Raw genomic sequence first — 15,540 nt, forward strand, 5'->3', positions numbered from 1 at the left:
GAGTCATGGCAATTCAGTTCCGTCGTAGTGCGTTATGCGCAGGCATTGCCGCGCTGTTCGCTTCTGCATTCTCCGCCTGGGGCGCGGATGTTCCTCAGGTTAAAGTCACCGTCAATGATAAGCAGTGTGAGCCGATGACCCTCACGGTGAACAGCGGCAAAACCCAGTTCATTATTCAGAACCACAGCCAGAAGGCGCTGGAGTGGGAGATCCTGAAAGGCGTTCTGGTAGTGGAGGAGCGCGAAAACATCGCCCCTGGCTTCAGCCAGAAGATGACCGCCAACCTGCAGCCGGGCGAGTATGAGATGACCTGCGGTCTGCTGACCAACCCTAAAGGGAAGCTGATCGTCAAAGGTGAAGCGACGGCCGATGCGGCGAAAGGCGCTGCGGTGCTGAGCCTGGGCGACGCGATTACGGCGTATAAAGCCTATGTCACGAAAGAGACGGCGGACCTGGCGGCGGCAACCAAAGCCTTTACCGATGCGGTGAAGGCCGGTGACATCGAAAAAGCGAAATCCCTCTATGCGCCAACCCGTCAGCACTACGAGCGCATCGAGCCGATTGCCGAACTGTTCTCTGACCTTGATGGCAGCATTGATGCCCGCGAAGATGATTATGAGCAGAAAGCCGCCGATCCGAAATTCACCGGTTTCCACCGTCTGGAAAAAGCCCTGTTTGGCGACAACTCTACCAAAGGGATGGAAAAATACGCCGAGCAGCTGAATGGCGACGTGCTGGAGCTGCAAAAGCGCATCAGCGAGCTGGCCTTCCCGCCGTCAAAAGTGGTGGGCGGCGCGGCCGGCCTGATTGAAGAAGTGGCCGCGAGCAAAATCAGCGGCGAAGAAGATCGCTACAGCCATACCGATCTGTGGGACTTCCAGGCCAACGTCGACGGCGCGCAGAAAATTGTTAACCTGCTGCGTCCTCAGCTGCAGAAAGAGAACGGCGAACTGCTGGCCAAAGTGGATGCCAACTTCAAAAAAGTCGACACCATTCTGGCGAAGTACCGGACTAAAGACGGGTTTGAAACCTACGACAAGCTGACCGATGCCGACCGTAACGCGCTGAAAGGCCCGATTACCGCTCTGGCGGAAGATCTCTCTCTGCTGCGCGGCGTACTGGGTCTGGACTAAGCACGATGAATAAGCATAGCGAGAACGATGTGGTTGAGCCTTCACGTCGTCGATTATTGAAAGGAGTAGGGGCGCTGGGGGGCGCTCTTGCTCTGGCCGGTGGCTGCCCTGTTGCACATGCGGCGAAACCGCAAAGCGCGCCCGGCACGCTGTCACCCAATGCCCGCATGGAGACGCAGCCATTTTATGGCGAGCATCAGTCGGGCATCCTGACGCCGCAGCAGGCGTCCATGATGCTGGTGGCCTTTGATTCGCTGGCCAGCGATAAAGCCGATCTGGAGCGCCTGTTCCGCCTGCTGACGACGCGCATCGCGTTTCTCACCGCGGGCGGACCGGCACCCGATACGCCGAACCCGCGTCTGCCGCCAATGGACTCCGGCATTCTGGGGCCGTTTATCGCCCCGGATAACCTGACCATTACCGTTTCGCTCGGCGAGTCGCTGTTTGATGCCCGCTATGGGCTGGCAAAACAGAAGCCGAAAGCGCTGCAGAAAATGACGCGTTTCCCGAACGACTCCCTGGACGCGGCGCTGTGTCATGGCGACCTGCTCCTGCAAATTTGTGCCAATACCCAGGACACGGTGATCCACGCCCTGCGCGATATCATCAAGCACACGCCGGATCTGCTGAGCGTGCGCTGGAAGCGGGAAGGTTTTATCTCGGACCACGCCGCCCGCAGTAAAGGGAAAGAGACGCCGGTGAACCTGCTGGGCTTTAAGGATGGTACGGCCAACCCGGACAGCAGCGATGCGGCGTTGATGAAAGACGTGGTATGGGTGACGGCGGATCAGGGCGAACCGGCGTGGGCGGTGGGCGGCAGCTATCAGGCGGTACGGATTATCCAGTTCCACGTGGAGTTCTGGGACCGCACGCCGCTGAAAGAACAGCAGACGATCTTTGGTCGCGATAAGCAAAGCGGCGCGCCGCTCGGCATGAAGAACGAGCATGACGTGCCCGACTACGCCAGCGATCCCAATGGCGATACCATCGCGCTGGACAGCCACATTCGTCTGGCTAATCCGCGCACCAAAGAGACGCAGTCCAGCCTGATGATGCGTCGAGGATACAGCTATTCGCTCGGCGTGACCAATTCCGGCCAGCTTGATATGGGCCTGCTGTTCGTCTGCTATCAGCACGATCTGGAAAAAGGCTTCCTGACCGTGCAGAAGCGGCTCAACGGCGAAGCGCTGGAAGAGTACATTAAGCCTATCGGCGGCGGCTATTTCTTTGCCCTGCCGGGCGTGCGCGATCGGAACGCGTACCTCGCTCAAGGTCTTATTGAAGACTGATAATTGTCCCCGCAACCGTTCGCGGGGACATTATTTTTTCATATGACTATCCTCCTGTTATATTTCTGTAATATTTCTATATGAGACTGATTTCACCTGTAGGGACAGTCTTAAAAGTTGCACTCAGGTAAAATAAATGTTGCATTTATGATAACTCCTGATGTAATTAAGATAAGACAGCGGTAGTTCCCGGCAGTGATGCTGAATCACTATGGAGATCGCGAATGGTTGCGTCCTGTACTGGACAAGGTAAACATAACAACCGCAGCACCCGGCGCGGAGGCTCAGACTCCGGCAGCGATTTCCTCACCACTAAATTCTCCCCCCTTCCTCAAGAATCTGATTCGACCGACGTGCAGAACGGTGCGCGTAGCTGTTCCGTATCGTTATCCGATAAAGCAAGCAATGGCTTACAAGGAAGCCAACCCTCTGATGTTCGTGCGCATAATCGTGCCGAAGCTGGCGCGTGTGATGAATACCAACAACTCAAGGTGCTATCCATGGGAAGACAAAAAGCAGTGATCAAAGCTCGTCGCGAAGCAAAACGTGTGCTGAGACGGGATTCACGTAGCCATAAACAGCGTGAAGAAGAATCGGTCACCTCGCTTGTGCAGATGAGTGGCGTAGAAGCAATTGGCATGGCCCGAGACAGCCGTGATAATTCTCCAATTGTGGCGCGCAATGAGGCTCAGGCGCACTACCTGAATGCTATCGAGAGTAAACAGCTCATCTTTGCAACCGGTGAAGCCGGATGCGGGAAAACCTGGATTAGTGCAGCCAAAGCGGCGGAGGCGCTGATTCATAAGGACGTGGAGCGCATTATTGTTACCCGTCCTGTACTGCAGGCTGATGAAGATCTCGGCTTCCTGCCCGGAGATATTTCGGAGAAGTTTGCTCCGTACTTCAGGCCCGTCTATGACGTGCTGGTGAAGCGACTGGGTGCATCCTTTATGCAGTACTGCCTGCGACCAGAGATTGGCAAGGTGGAAATCGCGCCGTTCGCCTATATGCGCGGACGTACATTTGAAAATGCGGTCGTCATTCTTGACGAGGCTCAGAACGTGACCGCTGCGCAAATGAAGATGTTTTTAACGCGCCTCGGGGAGAACGTGACGGTTATCGTTAACGGCGATATTACCCAGTGTGACCTGCCATCCGGCGTGAAATCCGGGCTGAGCGACGCCATGTCACGTTTTGAGGAAGATGAGATGATTGGGGTGGTACGCTTCACCAAAGAGGACTGCGTGCGTTCAGCGCTCTGTCAGCGCACGCTGCAGGTCTATTCCGACTAAAGGTAAAGCATTATCGCTTTGCCTCTTTCCTGTAATGTCTTCCCGGCGTAATGCCGGGAAGTGTCGTTTATACTCCACAGAAATTCTCCTTATTTAAACACCAGGTTGCTGAATTAATAATTTCGATTATTAAGTGGGTGGGTGTTCTTATTCTTTTTTACAGAAGTGTGATATGAAGTGATAATACCCACAAAATACCTGTGAATATAATGAGCGCGCTAATTGTTAGTTAAAAATTAAACGTGAATGTGGTCACAGAACATTACTATGAAGTAAAAATTAAGTTGGTGTCTTCAGGTGAGTTATCTATGTTTCGTACTTGTTCGAACAAAATTCTAAGAAGAAACACAACAGGGGAGCTTTTTCCCTGAAACATCACGCTGAGGGTCATACATGAACGAACTGGTTGGTGCTATTAATGGTGTAATCTGGAGCCCTGCGTTAATATTTTTATGTCTGGGTGTCGGCCTCTATTTCTCGCTGCGTAGTCGCTTCCTGCAATTACGGCATATCAAACATATGATTACCCTGATGTTCCAGGGGCGTCCTACCGATGCAGGCGTATCGTCGTTTCAGGCGCTGACGATGACGCTGGCAGGCCGCGTGGGGACAGGGAATATCGCCGGTGTGGCCACGGCAATTACCTTTGGCGGTCCGGGCGCGCTTTTCTGGATGTGGATAGTCGCTTTTTTAGGTGCCAGCTCCGCATTTGTCGAATCCACCCTGGGACAAGTTTATAAAGAAAAAATTAACGGTGAATATCGCGGCGGCCCTGCCTTTTATATTGAAAAAGGTTTAGGCGTTAAGTGGTACGCATGGTTATTTGCTATTGTGACTATTTTCTCCTGCGGATTATTACTTCCGGGCGTGCAGGCAAACTCGATAGGAGCGAGCCTGGATATTGCTTTTGGTCTGAGTCCGAACGTTACGGCGGCATTACTTGCGGTGCTGTTAAGTTTTATTATATTCGGCGGTGTGAAAAGGATCGCCAGCTTTAGCAGCATGGTCGTTCCATTTATGGCGCTGGGGTATATTATTGTCGCCTGCGTGATTATCGCTATTAATATTAACCAGCTCCCTTCGGTTATTCTGCTGATCTGGAAAAGTGCGTTCGGCCTTGAAGCAGGTTTCGGTGCCATCCTGGGTCAGGCCATCATGTGGGGCGTTAAGCGCGGCGTCTATTCCAACGAGGCCGCGCAGGGGACCGGGCCGCATGCATCCTCTGCGGCGGCAGTAAGCCATCCGGTGAAGCAGGGGCTGGTTCAGGCGTTCTCGGTCTACATCGACACGCTGTTTGTCTGCTCCGCGACCGGGTTTATGCTGCTGATCACCGGGCTGTATAACGTCCAGGGCGTCGACGGTGCAGCGCTTTATACCGGGATTGCTGGCGTGGCCGCGGGTCCTGGCTATGTGCAGACGGCGATGGAAAGTATGATGCCAGGTTTTGGTAATTACTTTGTTGCCATTGCGCTGTTCTTCTTTGCCTTCACGACGATTATTGCCTACTACTATATTGCCGAAACTAATATCGCCTTCATTAACCGTAAAATTCACCGTCCATGGCTGACATTCCTGCTCAAGCTATGTCTGATGGCCTCCACGGTATATGGCACGGTTCGCACCGCGGATCTGGCATGGGGACTGGGGGATATCGGGGTAGGGCTGATGGCGTGGCTCAACATTATTGCCATTGTTCTGTTGCATAAAAAAGCGTTTGCCAGCCTTAAGGATTATGAAATCCAGAATGCGCAGGGGCTGGATCCACAGTTTGACCCGGTTCGGCTGGGAATTAAAAATGCGGATTACTGGCTTGATGGGCGTAAGGATGAGGATGGTGTTCAGCCTGAACAGGTTTCATCGCTTGAAAGAAAGCAGCCTGCAGCAAAGTTGAATAGCTGAGTAATCGAATAAAAAAGCCCGGGCATTAGTTCGGGCTTTTTTTTGTAAGGCGGCTCAGTCCGCACCGGGGGGGGATTGACTCGCTTCGCTCGCCCTACGGGCAGCCTGTTCGCTGCGCTCTCAGTCTGTCCAACTGGCTACCGCCAGTTGTCGAACCCCGGTCGGGGGTTCTCATCCCCCCGCAGGCATGCAATATGCGAAAAAAAAACCCGCATTTTCATGCGAGCTCTTCTTCAAATATGGCGGTGAGGGGGGGATTGACTCGCTTCGCTCGCCCTACGGGCAGCCTGTTCGCTGCGCTCTCCGTCTGTCCAACTGGCTGTCGCCAGTTGTCGGACCCCGGTCCGGGGTTCTCATCCCCCCCTTTTCGGAGAAGAGAAAAGAAAAAAGCCCGTACTTTCGTACGAGCTCTCATCTTAAATATGGCGGTGAGGGGGGGATTCGAACCCCCGATACGTTGCCGTATACACACTTTCCAGGCGTGCTCCTTCAGCCACTCGGACACCTCACCATATTGTTTTGCTGCCTGACCGCTTGGGGGGCAACGGGGCGCTACTATAGGGAGTTGCGCTAACACGGTCAAGCAGATTTTCAGCTTTAGTGCCTGTTCGGTTAAGCATTAATCAGCTCCACGGTTTTTACGTCGTGGAGCAGAGGATTAACGCTGTGAATCGAGCACTTCGCTGTTTTTAACCACTTCCTGTGCTTTACCGTAGCTTTCGATCAACAGCCGGTAAGCCGGGAAGATGTGGGTATACACCTCAGCCCACTCAGCCGCGTCCTCACGGTTCCAGGTTCGCTGGATCTCGGAGGCCACCGCCGCCGTATCCATCGGAACCGCGCCGGCCTGCACCACGCGCGCCAGGGTGATCTCCTGCGCCATTTTGCTGTAGGTACCTGAGGCATCAATCACCGCAAACACTTTATAGCCGTCCGCCACCGCGCTGATTGACGGGAAAGCCATGCAGACGCTGGTGATTGTGCCCGCGATAATCAACGTCTTACGCCCTGTCGCTTTCACCGCCGCCACAAACTCCGGGTTATCGCAGGCGTTGATCTCGCCTTTACGGGCAACATACTGCGCATGCGGCGCGTTGGCGTGGATCTCCGGGATAAGCGGTCCGTTCGGTCCCTGTGGGACGGACGCGGTGGTGATCACCGGGATCTTCGCCAGGGTAGCGATTTTTGCCAGCGCAGCCGCACGGGCGCGCAGTTCCGGCATTGGCATATCCCCAACGGTCTGGAACAGACCGCTCTGGTGATCGATAAGCAACATCACCGCATCGTTCACATCAATAACCGGACGTGCGCCATTAAAATTCGCGGGTGTAGACATTATCTTCTCTTTTATTACGTTCAGATCTGGCCGAAGCGGCCGGAGTTAAAATCACGAATGGCTTCGTTGATTTCGCTTTTACTGTTCATCACAAACGGACCATAGCCCACGATGGGTTCATTCAGCGGCTCGCCGGCCATCAGCAGCACTTTGCTATCGCTGTTCGCCTCCAGGTGCAGTTTGTCGCCTTCCTGACTCAATACGACCAGTTGAGCTTCACCCGCCTGCGTTGTACCGTTTACCGTGATGTTGCCTTCAAGCACGACCAGCGCGGTGCTCCAGCCTTCGGGCTGATTGAGCGTCAGGTGGCTTCCCTGGTTCAGCGCAATATCCCAGACGTTGAGCGGTGAGAAGGTGTGCGCCGGGCCGGTTACAGCCTCGTAGCGACCGGCAATAACCCGCAGCGAACCACTGTTGTCCGGTAGCGTCACGGTTGGGATCGCATCCTTCGTAATGCTCTGGTAGCCCGGTGCCGCCATCTTGTCTTTGGCCGGCAGGTTGACCCAAAGCTGCATCATTTTCAGTTCTCCGCCTTTCTGCGAGAACGCGCTGGAGTGGAACTCCTCGTGCAAAATGCCTGCACCTGCCGTCATCCACTGCACGTCGCCGGGGCCAATGACGCCGCCTTTGCCCGTAGAATCGCGATGCTCCACTTCACCGGAATAGACGATGGTGACCGTTTCAAAACCCCGGTGAGGGTGTTGGCCTACGCCGCGTTTCGCCCCATCTGCCGGAAAGGTGTACGGGCCCGCGTAGTCCAGCAGCAGGAACGGGCTTAGTGGCTCGCCGTGCGTCTGATAAGAGAACATTGAACGGACCGGGAAACCATCGCCAACCCAGTGCTGGCGGGGAGCGATATAAACGCCTGTTACGTTTTTCATGCTTAACTCCTGATGTTCTGTCGATGTAATTAGCTTATATTCAGAGTTAATATCCCGGTAGATAGTGAAAATGGCATTCACTGTTCTTAAAATAGAACAATGAGGATTTATGCAGGATCTCAATGACTTCGTCTGGTTTGTGAAGGTGGTGGACTACGGTGGCTTTGCCGCAGCGGGAAGGGCGCTTGATCTGCCAAAGTCCAGGCTAAGCCGCCGTATAGCGCAGCTGGAAGAACGCCTTGGCGTGCGGCTTATCCACCGAACAACCCGACAGTTTACGGTGACCGAGGTCGGGCAGACCTTCTACCAGCACTGTAAAGCGATGATGGTGGAGGCCGAGGCCGCGGAGGAAGCCGTTGCGGCACTGCAGGCTGAACCGCGCGGTGTTGTCAGAATTACGTGCCCGATAACTCTGTTGCATGTCCACGTGGGTCCGATGCTGGCCAGATTTATGGCGCGCTACCCCGGGATCAATCTTCAGCTTGAGGCGACCAACCGGCGGGTAGACCTGGTGGGTGAGGGGGTTGATATCGCTATCCGCGTACGCCCGCGTCCGTTTGATGACAGCGACCTGGTATTAAGGGTGCTGGCTGACAGGGGTCATTGTCTGGTCGCCGGTCCGGCCTTAATTCAACGCCTGGGCGAACCCGTTGTGCCATCTGAACTCAGCGCCTGGCCCGGGTTAAGCATGAACGAGGGGAAACATATTCATAAATGGGCGCTGTCAGGTCCCGGAGGTGCCAAAGCGGAGATCCATTACCACCCCCGATTGATTACCACCGATATGCTGGCGCTACGTGAAGCTTCCATGGCCGGCATCGGCGTGGTGCAGCTGCCGATTTTGATGGTCAAGGACCAGCTGGCGTCAGGGGAACTGGTACGGGTTCTCAACGCGTGGGAACCCCGACGGGAAGTGATTCACGCAGTTTATCCTTCGCGGCGCGGCCTGCTGCCGTCCGTCAGGACGCTTGTGGATTTTCTGACCGAAGAGTATGCGCGGATGGTGGAAGAGTAATACTTCCCTCTCCCCTGGGGAGAGGGGAAGGGTGAGGGGCTCAGGCCGCACCGAGCTGCATATAGCACCGGGGGGGGATTGACTCGCTTCGCTCGCAGTTACTCGGCCCATCCATGGGCCTCGCCCCTTTGGGGCCAACGCAGGCGTTGTTCAAAAACGCTCCCGGCGTTTTTGTGCGGGCAGCCTGTTCGCTGCGCTCTCAGTCTGTCCAACTGGCTGTCGCCAGTTGTCGAACCCCGGTCGGGGGTTCTCATCCCCCCCTTTCGGAGAATATAAAAGAAAAAAGCCCGTACTTTCGTACGAGCTCTCATCTTAAATATGGCGGTGAGGGGGGGATTCGAACCCCCGATACGTTGCCGTATACACACTTTCCAGGCGTGCTCCTTCAGCCACTCGGACACCTCACCATATTGTCATCCCGTTGTTGCCGGGACGGGCGCTAATGTAAGGAAAAGCCGAACTGCCGTCAACTCACTTTTTCAGTAATTTAGCGCGTTTAGACAAACTTCAAGCAACCTGACTCCTAAATGTGCACAAAGCGCCTCTTTTATCAGCAACGCGGTTTCCTGATAAATTTGTTATGCTGGCAATCCACTTGAAAACGAAAACAAAACAGCGCAATAAGAGGCAGGAATGACCATGGATATTCTCTTCTATCACCCTACATTTGATACCGCTTACTGGATTGACGCACTTTCGGCGGCGCTGCCCGGCGCACGCGTACGCGAGTGGAAGCGTGGCGATAATGAACATGCTGATTATGCGCTGGTCTGGCACCCGCCGGTTGAGATGCTACAGGGGCGCAAACTGAAGGCGGTTTTCGCGCTGGGGGCGGGCGTTGATTCGATCCTCAGTAAACTGAAAGCGCACCCAGAAATGCTGCCTGAAAATATTCCGTTGTTCCGTCTTGAAGATACGGGAATGGGCCAGCAGATGCAGGAGTATGCCGTGAGCCAGGTGCTGCACTGGTTCCGCCGCTTCGACGATTATCAGGCCTTTAAACAGCAATCCCACTGGGAGCCGCTGCCGGATTATCGACATGAAGATTTTACCGTTGGGATCCTCGGCGCGGGTGTGCTCGGCTCAAAAGTGGCAGAAGCACTCGCTCCGTGGGGCTTCCCGCTACGTTGCTGGAGCCGCAGCCGTAAGGACTATCCGGGCGTTGAGAGTTTTGCCGGAACGGATGAGCTTCCGGCCTTTCTGAAAGGCACGCGTGTGCTTATTAACCTGCTGCCGAATACCGCCGAAACGGTGGGCATTATCAATAGTACTCTCCTGAACCAGTTAGCCGAGCAGAGCTATTTAATGAACCTCGCGCGCGGGGTCCATGTCGTGGAAGGCGATCTGCTGAAGGCGCTGGAAAGCGGAAAGCTCAAAGGCGCCATGCTGGATGTCTTTAGCCGTGAGCCGCTGCCCGCGGAAAGTCCGCTGTGGTCGCATCCACGCGTCGCGATGACCCCGCACGTGGCTGCCGTGACGCGTCCGGCAGAAGCGGTGGCGTATATATCCCATACCATCAGCGAAATGGAAAAGGGTAACGCGGTCACCGGACAGGTCGACAGACAGCGCGGCTACTGAGAGAAACCCGGCGTTCGCCGGGTTTTTGCTAATATTCGCCGCTGATACCTGCTATCCTTTGGAAAAACCGCAGAGGAGAGAGAGATGTATCCCGTTGACCTGCATATGCACACCGTCGCCAGCACCCACGCATATAGCAACCTCCATGATTATATCGCCCAGGCGAAGCTTAAAGGCATCAAGCTGTTCGCGATCACCGATCATGGCCCGGACATGGCGGATGCGCCGCACTACTGGCATTTTGTGAATATGCGGATCTGGCCACGCCTGGTGGACGGTATTGGGATACTGCGCGGCATTGAAGCGAACATCAAAAATACCGACGGTGAGATCGACTGCACCGGCCCGATGCTGACGTCTCTTGACCTTATCCTCGCCGGTTTCCATGAGCCGGTTTTCCCTCCTCAGGATAAAGACACCAACACCGCGGCGATGATTGCCACCATTGCCAGCGGAAATGTGCACATTATCAGCCATCCCGGTAACCCGAAGTATCCGATTGATATTCAGGCTGTCGCGCAGGCGGCAGCGAAGCACCGCGTGGCGCTGGAGATTAATAACTCCTCCTTTGTTCACTCGCGTAAGGGCAGCGAAGCCAACTGCCGCGACGTGGCGGCCGCCGTGCGTGACGCGGGTGGCATGGTGGCGCTGGGATCAGACTCTCATACCGCGTTTACGCTGGGTGATTTCAGCGAGTGCCTGAAAGTGCTGAATGATGTTAACTTCCCGGAAGCGCAAATCCTGAACGTGACCCCACGCCGCATGCTCGATTTCCTCGAGTCGCGCGGAATGGAGCCGATTGCCGAATTTGCCGATCTTTAATTGTGTAATGGAATCATAAAAATGAACGAGTTTTCCATCCTCTGCCGCGTGCTGGGTACGCTCTATTATCGCCAGCCGCAAGACCCGCTGTTGGTTCCGCTCTTTACGTTAATTCGTGAAGGCAAACTGGCGCAGAACTGGCCGCTGGAACAGGATGATTTACTGGAACGTCTACAAAAAAGCTGCGACATGCAGCAGATCGCGACGGACTACAATGCGCTGTTCGTCGGCGATGAGTGCCGCGTTTCGCCATACCGTTCAGCCTGGCAGGAAGGGGCAACGGAAGCGGAAGTCCGCGCGTTCCTCTCCACGCGCGGTATGCCGCTGAGCGATACGCCGGCCGATCATATCGGTACGCTGCTGCTGGCGGCGTCCTGGATCGAAGACAACGCTGGTGATGATGAGAACGACGCCATTGAAACCCTGTTCGAAACGTACCTGCTGCCGTGGGTCGGGACATTCCTGGGTAAAGTCGAAGCGCATGCCACCTCGCCATTCTGGAGAACGCTGGCCCCGCTGACCCGCGACGCTATCGCGGCAATGTGGGATGAGCTGGAAGAAGAAAACGAAGAGTGATTCAGATCACATAAATCCTGCAACTAAACATTCCAACTTGCACGTAATGTGCTGCTGATCTCATTTCTATGGTGCGCTTCTGCTAAGATGCGCGCCATGAACATATTACTTTGTATCGCAATAACGACAGGTATTCTCTCCGGACTCTGGGGATGGGTTGCCGTGTCTCTCGGATTGCTCAGCTGGGCCGGGTTCCTCGGCTGTACCGCCTATTTCGCCTGTCCGCAGGGGGGTGTCAAAGGGCTCTTTATCTCTGGCTGCACGCTGATGAGCGGTGTTATATGGGCGCTGGTGATCGTGAAGGGCAGCGCGCTGGCGCCGCATCTGGAGATGCTGGGGTACGTCATGACGGGTGTCGTTGCCTTTTTAATGTGCATCCAGGCTAAGCATCTGCTGCTTTCATTTGTGCCGGGGACCTTTATGGGGGCGTGCGCGACCTTTGCAGGGCAGGGTGACTGGAAGCTGGTGGTACCCTCCCTGGCGCTGGGGTTGCTGTTTGGCTATGCCATGAAAAACAGCGGTCTTTGGCTGGCGTCGCGGCGGGGAAAAGCGCAAAACATCACTGCGGTGAGCGAATAAAAAAAAGGCGAGATAATCATCTCGCCTTTTTTATGCGATTCCTGTCAGGATTCCGGAGGGACTGACATATCGCGGTATTTCACCAGAATCGGGTTCTGCACGTCTGCTTTGTTTTGCAGATCCCACAGCCCGCGGTCTATACCGTCGTTAATTAAGTAGATCACGCCGGTTTCAATGGCTGACATCAGACACATCATGACCGGTTCGTTAGAGGTGTAGCCGATTTCACCTTCCAGCAAACGCTGGTAATCGATGAAGCGGAATACCCCAGCCTGAACTTCATAAGACAGAATGGTTTTGCTGGTGTTCACTGAAGAGAGCACTTCGCCTGTACTGACGTTAACCACACGCAGGTTAACGGCGATTTGGTCGAGCTGATACTGGGTATCCGCACCGATACCGAAGTAACGTGCTCCCGCACCACCTGATTTAACGTTACTTTCGTAGCCAATAATCGATCCTTCAATCATCACGTTCGCTGCTGCCAGAGATTCCAGAGGCGTTCGGTTATTGGCCGCGACGGTACCATTTTCCTGTGCGGCGCGAATGATTTTCCGTTCATTCAACAGGTTCTGGAGACCCTGACGTTCCAGCGGAATAAACCAGTGCGAATCCTTGAGCGCGGTAACCAGCATCGCGGTGGCGCTTTGCGGCACGGCCGTGGAGAAGTTACTTGCCGGGTAAGGTTTAAATTGCCCGGTTTCATCCTGAATGTTGTATACGGAGACAAATATTTTCCCCGTTGGAGCAGGTAAATGCGTTAAATCAAGATAACTCTGGGCCCGAGGCATTAATGTAGGTTTTGCAGCTTCTTTAGGTGGAGCAGTTAAACAACCGCTCAATAAGCACACTGCAACAAATATCAGGAAGCGCTGCATGATCGTTGTCCTTATTTAGCTATTGTTTAAAAGTCAGTTGAATTACTTTGTAGACCGGAAACCTGAATGGTGGAGATTCTTCCGGTTTTTCGATCGGTTACGTTCAACTGAAGCTGTCCGTCCGTGTTGGCGATATCAACGATAAAGTCGTTGGTCACCATCCGGCCGGGTTTACCGGTATTAATGTTGGTCAATAACCCACCTAAAATCTGCGACTGGATAGCCTGAGTGAAGTTGTCCAGTGCGGACGGGGTATCAATGCTAAAATCCTTTAAGCTCGGATCCTTATAGGAGTTTTGCGCCTGGGCTTCGTTCAGCAGGAACGCGCCGTTATTAGGGTTACCGCCAAAGTTAGGGTTACGGAACTGAAACGTCATGTTTCCGGCCCAGCTGATGGGTGTTATCAGCATTATCGAAACAACTGCATATGCAATACGCATGACAGCCTCCGGATATCGGTTCGCTAGAACTCGTCTTTTGCTAAATCGCTGGTGCTTAATAGGGCTTTATCTATTTGCAGGCGATTAATAGCGTCTTCTGATTGTTCCAGTGCTAAGACGACGTTTTTATCGAAGTCTATTTTGGTCGGGAATAAAAACGTTTGATAAATAACGTTCTGATTAGCCGTTATTGTTATCCAACTTCCCCATCGTGCACTGGGCCGCTCGTTGATTGTTATATTACCCGTGTAAGTACTGTCCCATTTGTCACTGAAGGCACGGTAAAAAGTGTGCCCGACCGATGAGACAGTGTGGTCTGTTAACAATCCGGGAACTTCGACCTCGACGGCCTTCAGATTCCCGGCAGCGAGCAGGAAACTCGCTGCGGCGATCCAACTCAACGTGCGCTTCATGTGATTAACGCCTGAGGTTATCGTTTGCCCACGAAACAGCCTGAGTTCGGTTTTTCACAGCTATCTTCTTGAAAAGATTATAAAGGTGCGTCTTTACCGTATTTTCGCTGATAAATAACGAACGGGCGATTTCAATATTTGAAGCACCAATGCGTAACTTGTTCAGGATCTCTTTCTCACGGTGCGTGAGCAGGGCTGACTCTGAGCTGTTATAGCGATAATTTCCGGAATGCGTGATGAGATAGCTGGCAAGCTTTTGCGAAAAATAACACTCTCCGCGCAATATACCTTGCAGCCCCTCTACCACCCGGTCTTCTTCTTCCGTGACGTAGAACACGCCATTGATATGCGGCCAGCTTTCAATATCTCTGAAAGGATATTCATCAGGCGTATTCAACAATAGCACGCGGATATTATTGTTTTTCCTGCTTAAAATATCTTGCCAGTAATGGATAAGCTTTTTATCAGCTTCCATCATATCGAAAAGAATGATGCTGCCAGGTGCAATATCATCAAAAGAACGTTGAATATTATGCAATTTCCCGTTCAGTGATAATGATTGCTTTAAATGTTGTAATAAAGCTGTCGCTTGCAAAGAAGGTTTTGTGATCAACAGTAATGTATGACCATGTAAACTATGGACTTCATTATACATGATGAAACCCCACTTTTTTTTGGCACCTGGCAGCTGTCCTCCTGTTTAAAAGAGGACACCAGAAGTACTGACAGATGTTGCACTGCTGTGTGTAGAATCAGACCATAACCTCCACAGGGAGGTAAATATAAACCAATTTCGTACATCTAATTTCAATCTAGCTTTTACGAAGTTTAAAGCAAGTGTTAAACATGTAACAAGATGTAAAAATCAATATTAATTTGTGAAAATCGGTTGTTTGGAATGGCAATAATTGATGAGAAAGTTGTACACATAAATAGAGGTGCACAGATTTTAAAAATCATACAAATATTTCTAATGGATTGATTTTTAATATCATTTTTTATTTTTGTAAAGCGATAATTAAGTATGAGTTTCAGATGATTTCTAAGCCCACGAATGAGTGAATGACTGGCTTAAGAAAAGAGGCTTCGTGTCACGCGTTGAGAAAAATGTTCTCCTGCCGTTACGTTTAAACAACCCGGGAGGAAGCGTGGACAGCCTTCGTGTCGTTGTACAACCCTTTCGTAATACACCTTTAATAAAAAATATAAGCTGGCCTGATTAAAGTCATTTTTGACGTAAATTACGACTTTGTGGTGAGCCGATAAATAAAAATAAGCCGCGTGGGTGAGATATTTAAAATGTTTCAGCGGACATACTCTTCACCGTAACGACGCGTTAACACAATACGAGTCGTTTTAACAAGTAACATTGTTAAAGGGTTATGGCACGATTAAATAGCCAGGTCCAG

The 15,540-nt window shown here is 52.9% G+C and carries 15 protein-coding genes, 2 tRNA genes and 1 other RNA gene; 9 read left to right on the forward strand and 9 right to left on the reverse strand.

From position 1 onward, the window contains the following. The first annotated feature begins 5 nt into the window (after positions 1-5). The 4 genes from efeO (at position 6) to SPG90_RS03710 (ending at position 5,613) form a co-directional block, all read left to right on the forward strand. Positions 6-1,133, forward strand: coding sequence for an iron uptake system protein EfeO (gene efeO / locus SPG90_RS03695; protein ID WP_045354579.1), 1,128 nt, complete (start codon positions 6-8; stop codon positions 1,131-1,133). A 5-nt stretch (positions 1,134-1,138) separates the two neighbouring features. Further along, positions 1,139-2,422 (forward strand): iron uptake transporter deferrochelatase/peroxidase subunit, encoded by a 1,284-nt coding sequence (efeB, locus tag SPG90_RS03700; RefSeq protein ID WP_126302764.1) that lies wholly within the window; start codon positions 1,139-1,141, stop codon positions 2,420-2,422. Between the two features lie 500 nt (positions 2,423-2,922). Next, on the forward strand, positions 2,923-3,714 hold the full coding sequence (gene phoH / locus SPG90_RS03705; RefSeq protein ID WP_029740192.1) for a phosphate starvation-inducible protein PhoH: 792 nt from the start codon (positions 2,923-2,925) through the stop codon (positions 3,712-3,714). Positions 3,715-4,107: 393 nt separating this feature from the next. Beyond that, complete coding sequence (locus tag SPG90_RS03710) at positions 4,108-5,613, forward strand: alanine/glycine:cation symporter family protein (RefSeq protein ID WP_045354582.1); 1,506 nt, start codon at positions 4,108-4,110, stop codon at positions 5,611-5,613. Between the two features lie 240 nt (positions 5,614-5,853). On the opposite strand, the gene SPG90_RS03715 is transcribed toward SPG90_RS03710, so the two are convergent. From SPG90_RS03715 to SPG90_RS03730, 4 genes are all read right to left on the reverse strand, one after another. Further along, positions 5,854-5,991: non-coding RNA, RtT sRNA (locus tag SPG90_RS03715), on the reverse strand. A 45-nt stretch (positions 5,992-6,036) separates the two neighbouring features. Continuing rightward, a tRNA-Ser gene (locus SPG90_RS03720) sits at positions 6,037-6,124 on the reverse strand. Between the two features lie 147 nt (positions 6,125-6,271). Continuing rightward, positions 6,272-6,949, reverse strand: a complete 678-nt coding sequence (locus SPG90_RS03725; protein ID WP_126304670.1) for an isochorismatase family protein — start codon at positions 6,947-6,949, stop codon at positions 6,272-6,274. A 20-nt stretch (positions 6,950-6,969) separates the two neighbouring features. After that, on the reverse strand, positions 6,970-7,830 hold the full coding sequence (locus SPG90_RS03730) for a pirin family protein (RefSeq protein ID WP_126304672.1): 861 nt from the start codon (positions 7,828-7,830) through the stop codon (positions 6,970-6,972). A 109-nt stretch (positions 7,831-7,939) separates the two neighbouring features. Between SPG90_RS03730 and SPG90_RS03735 the strand changes: the two genes are divergently transcribed. Then, positions 7,940-8,845 carry a LysR family transcriptional regulator gene (locus SPG90_RS03735; RefSeq protein ID WP_126304674.1) on the forward strand — a complete coding sequence of 302 codons (906 nt, stop codon included), beginning with the start codon at positions 7,940-7,942 and terminating at the stop codon, positions 8,843-8,845. A 319-nt stretch (positions 8,846-9,164) separates the two neighbouring features. Here SPG90_RS03735 and SPG90_RS03740 read toward each other — a convergent pair. Next, a tRNA-Ser gene (locus SPG90_RS03740) sits at positions 9,165-9,252 on the reverse strand. A 232-nt stretch (positions 9,253-9,484) separates the two neighbouring features. On the opposite strand from SPG90_RS03740, the gene ghrA reads away from it, so the two are divergent. The 4 genes from ghrA (at position 9,485) to SPG90_RS03760 (ending at position 12,400) form a co-directional block, all read left to right on the forward strand. Continuing rightward, on the forward strand, positions 9,485-10,423 hold the full coding sequence (ghrA, locus tag SPG90_RS03745) for a glyoxylate/hydroxypyruvate reductase GhrA (protein WP_126304423.1): 939 nt from the start codon (positions 9,485-9,487) through the stop codon (positions 10,421-10,423). Positions 10,424-10,507: 84 nt separating this feature from the next. Further along, positions 10,508-11,245 (forward strand): phosphatase, encoded by a 738-nt coding sequence (locus tag SPG90_RS03750; RefSeq protein ID WP_047174857.1) that lies wholly within the window; start codon positions 10,508-10,510, stop codon positions 11,243-11,245. 21 nt (positions 11,246-11,266) lie between these two features. Beyond that, on the forward strand, positions 11,267-11,821 hold the full coding sequence (locus SPG90_RS03755; protein ID WP_023311103.1) for a TorD/DmsD family molecular chaperone: 555 nt from the start codon (positions 11,267-11,269) through the stop codon (positions 11,819-11,821). Positions 11,822-11,917: 96 nt separating this feature from the next. Beyond that, positions 11,918-12,400 carry a DUF1097 domain-containing protein gene (locus SPG90_RS03760; protein WP_074400214.1) on the forward strand — a complete coding sequence of 161 codons (483 nt, stop codon included), beginning with the start codon at positions 11,918-11,920 and terminating at the stop codon, positions 12,398-12,400. Between the two features lie 44 nt (positions 12,401-12,444). Here SPG90_RS03760 and csgG read toward each other — a convergent pair whose 3' ends face one another. Genes csgG through csgD form a run of 4 tightly spaced genes read right to left on the reverse strand, consistent with a single transcriptional unit; the run spans position 12,445 to position 14,786 of the window. Further along, complete coding sequence (gene csgG / locus SPG90_RS03765) at positions 12,445-13,278, reverse strand: curli production assembly/transport protein CsgG (protein WP_322407940.1); 834 nt, start codon at positions 13,276-13,278, stop codon at positions 12,445-12,447. A gap of 26 nt (positions 13,279-13,304) precedes the next feature. Beyond that, positions 13,305-13,718: a curli production assembly/transport protein CsgF gene (csgF, locus tag SPG90_RS03770; protein WP_023311106.1), complete on the reverse strand. Its 414-nt coding sequence runs from the start codon at positions 13,716-13,718 to the stop codon at positions 13,305-13,307. A gap of 23 nt (positions 13,719-13,741) precedes the next feature. Further along, the gene (gene csgE, locus SPG90_RS03775; protein WP_045401843.1) at positions 13,742-14,131 is read right to left on the reverse strand and encodes a curli production assembly/transport protein CsgE; all 390 of its coding nucleotides are present in this window, start codon (positions 14,129-14,131) and stop codon (positions 13,742-13,744) included. Positions 14,132-14,135: 4 nt separating this feature from the next. Further along, a complete protein-coding gene (csgD, locus tag SPG90_RS03780; protein ID WP_021240790.1) occupies positions 14,136-14,786 on the reverse strand; it encodes a biofilm master transcriptional regulator CsgD in 651 nt (216 codons plus the stop codon). Positions 14,787-15,540 lie beyond the last annotated feature (754 nt).

Source organism: Enterobacter sp. D2, assembly GCF_034427575.1.
In the GTDB taxonomy this organism is placed as follows: Bacteria; Pseudomonadota; Gammaproteobacteria; order Enterobacterales; family Enterobacteriaceae; genus Enterobacter; species Enterobacter cloacae_M.

Coding starts and splice junctions, on each gene's coding strand:
- SPG90_RS03730 (WP_126304672.1), bottom strand. CDS start 7,830: ATGAAAAACGTAACAGGCGTTTATATCGCTCCCCGCCAGCACTGGGTT.
- csgD (WP_021240790.1), bottom strand. CDS start 14,786: ATGTATAATGAAGTCCATAGTTTACATGGTCATACATTACTGTTGATC.
- SPG90_RS03735 (WP_126304674.1), top strand. CDS start 7,940: ATGCAGGATCTCAATGACTTCGTCTGGTTTGTGAAGGTGGTGGACTAC.
- SPG90_RS03760 (WP_074400214.1), top strand. CDS start 11,918: ATGAACATATTACTTTGTATCGCAATAACGACAGGTATTCTCTCCGGA.
- csgE (WP_045401843.1), bottom strand. CDS start 14,131: ATGAAGCGCACGTTGAGTTGGATCGCCGCAGCGAGTTTCCTGCTCGCT.
- SPG90_RS03725 (WP_126304670.1), bottom strand. CDS start 6,949: ATGTCTACACCCGCGAATTTTAATGGCGCACGTCCGGTTATTGATGTG.
- csgF (WP_023311106.1), bottom strand. CDS start 13,718: ATGCGTATTGCATATGCAGTTGTTTCGATAATGCTGATAACACCCATC.
- SPG90_RS03750 (WP_047174857.1), top strand. CDS start 10,508: ATGTATCCCGTTGACCTGCATATGCACACCGTCGCCAGCACCCACGCA.
- SPG90_RS03755 (WP_023311103.1), top strand. CDS start 11,267: ATGAACGAGTTTTCCATCCTCTGCCGCGTGCTGGGTACGCTCTATTAT.
- efeB (WP_126302764.1), top strand. CDS start 1,139: ATGAATAAGCATAGCGAGAACGATGTGGTTGAGCCTTCACGTCGTCGA.
- csgG (WP_322407940.1), bottom strand. CDS start 13,278: ATGCAGCGCTTCCTGATATTTGTTGCAGTGTGCTTATTGAGCGGTTGT.
- efeO (WP_045354579.1), top strand. CDS start 6: ATGGCAATTCAGTTCCGTCGTAGTGCGTTATGCGCAGGCATTGCCGCG.
- ghrA (WP_126304423.1), top strand. CDS start 9,485: ATGGATATTCTCTTCTATCACCCTACATTTGATACCGCTTACTGGATT.
- phoH (WP_029740192.1), top strand. CDS start 2,923: ATGGGAAGACAAAAAGCAGTGATCAAAGCTCGTCGCGAAGCAAAACGT.
- SPG90_RS03710 (WP_045354582.1), top strand. CDS start 4,108: ATGAACGAACTGGTTGGTGCTATTAATGGTGTAATCTGGAGCCCTGCG.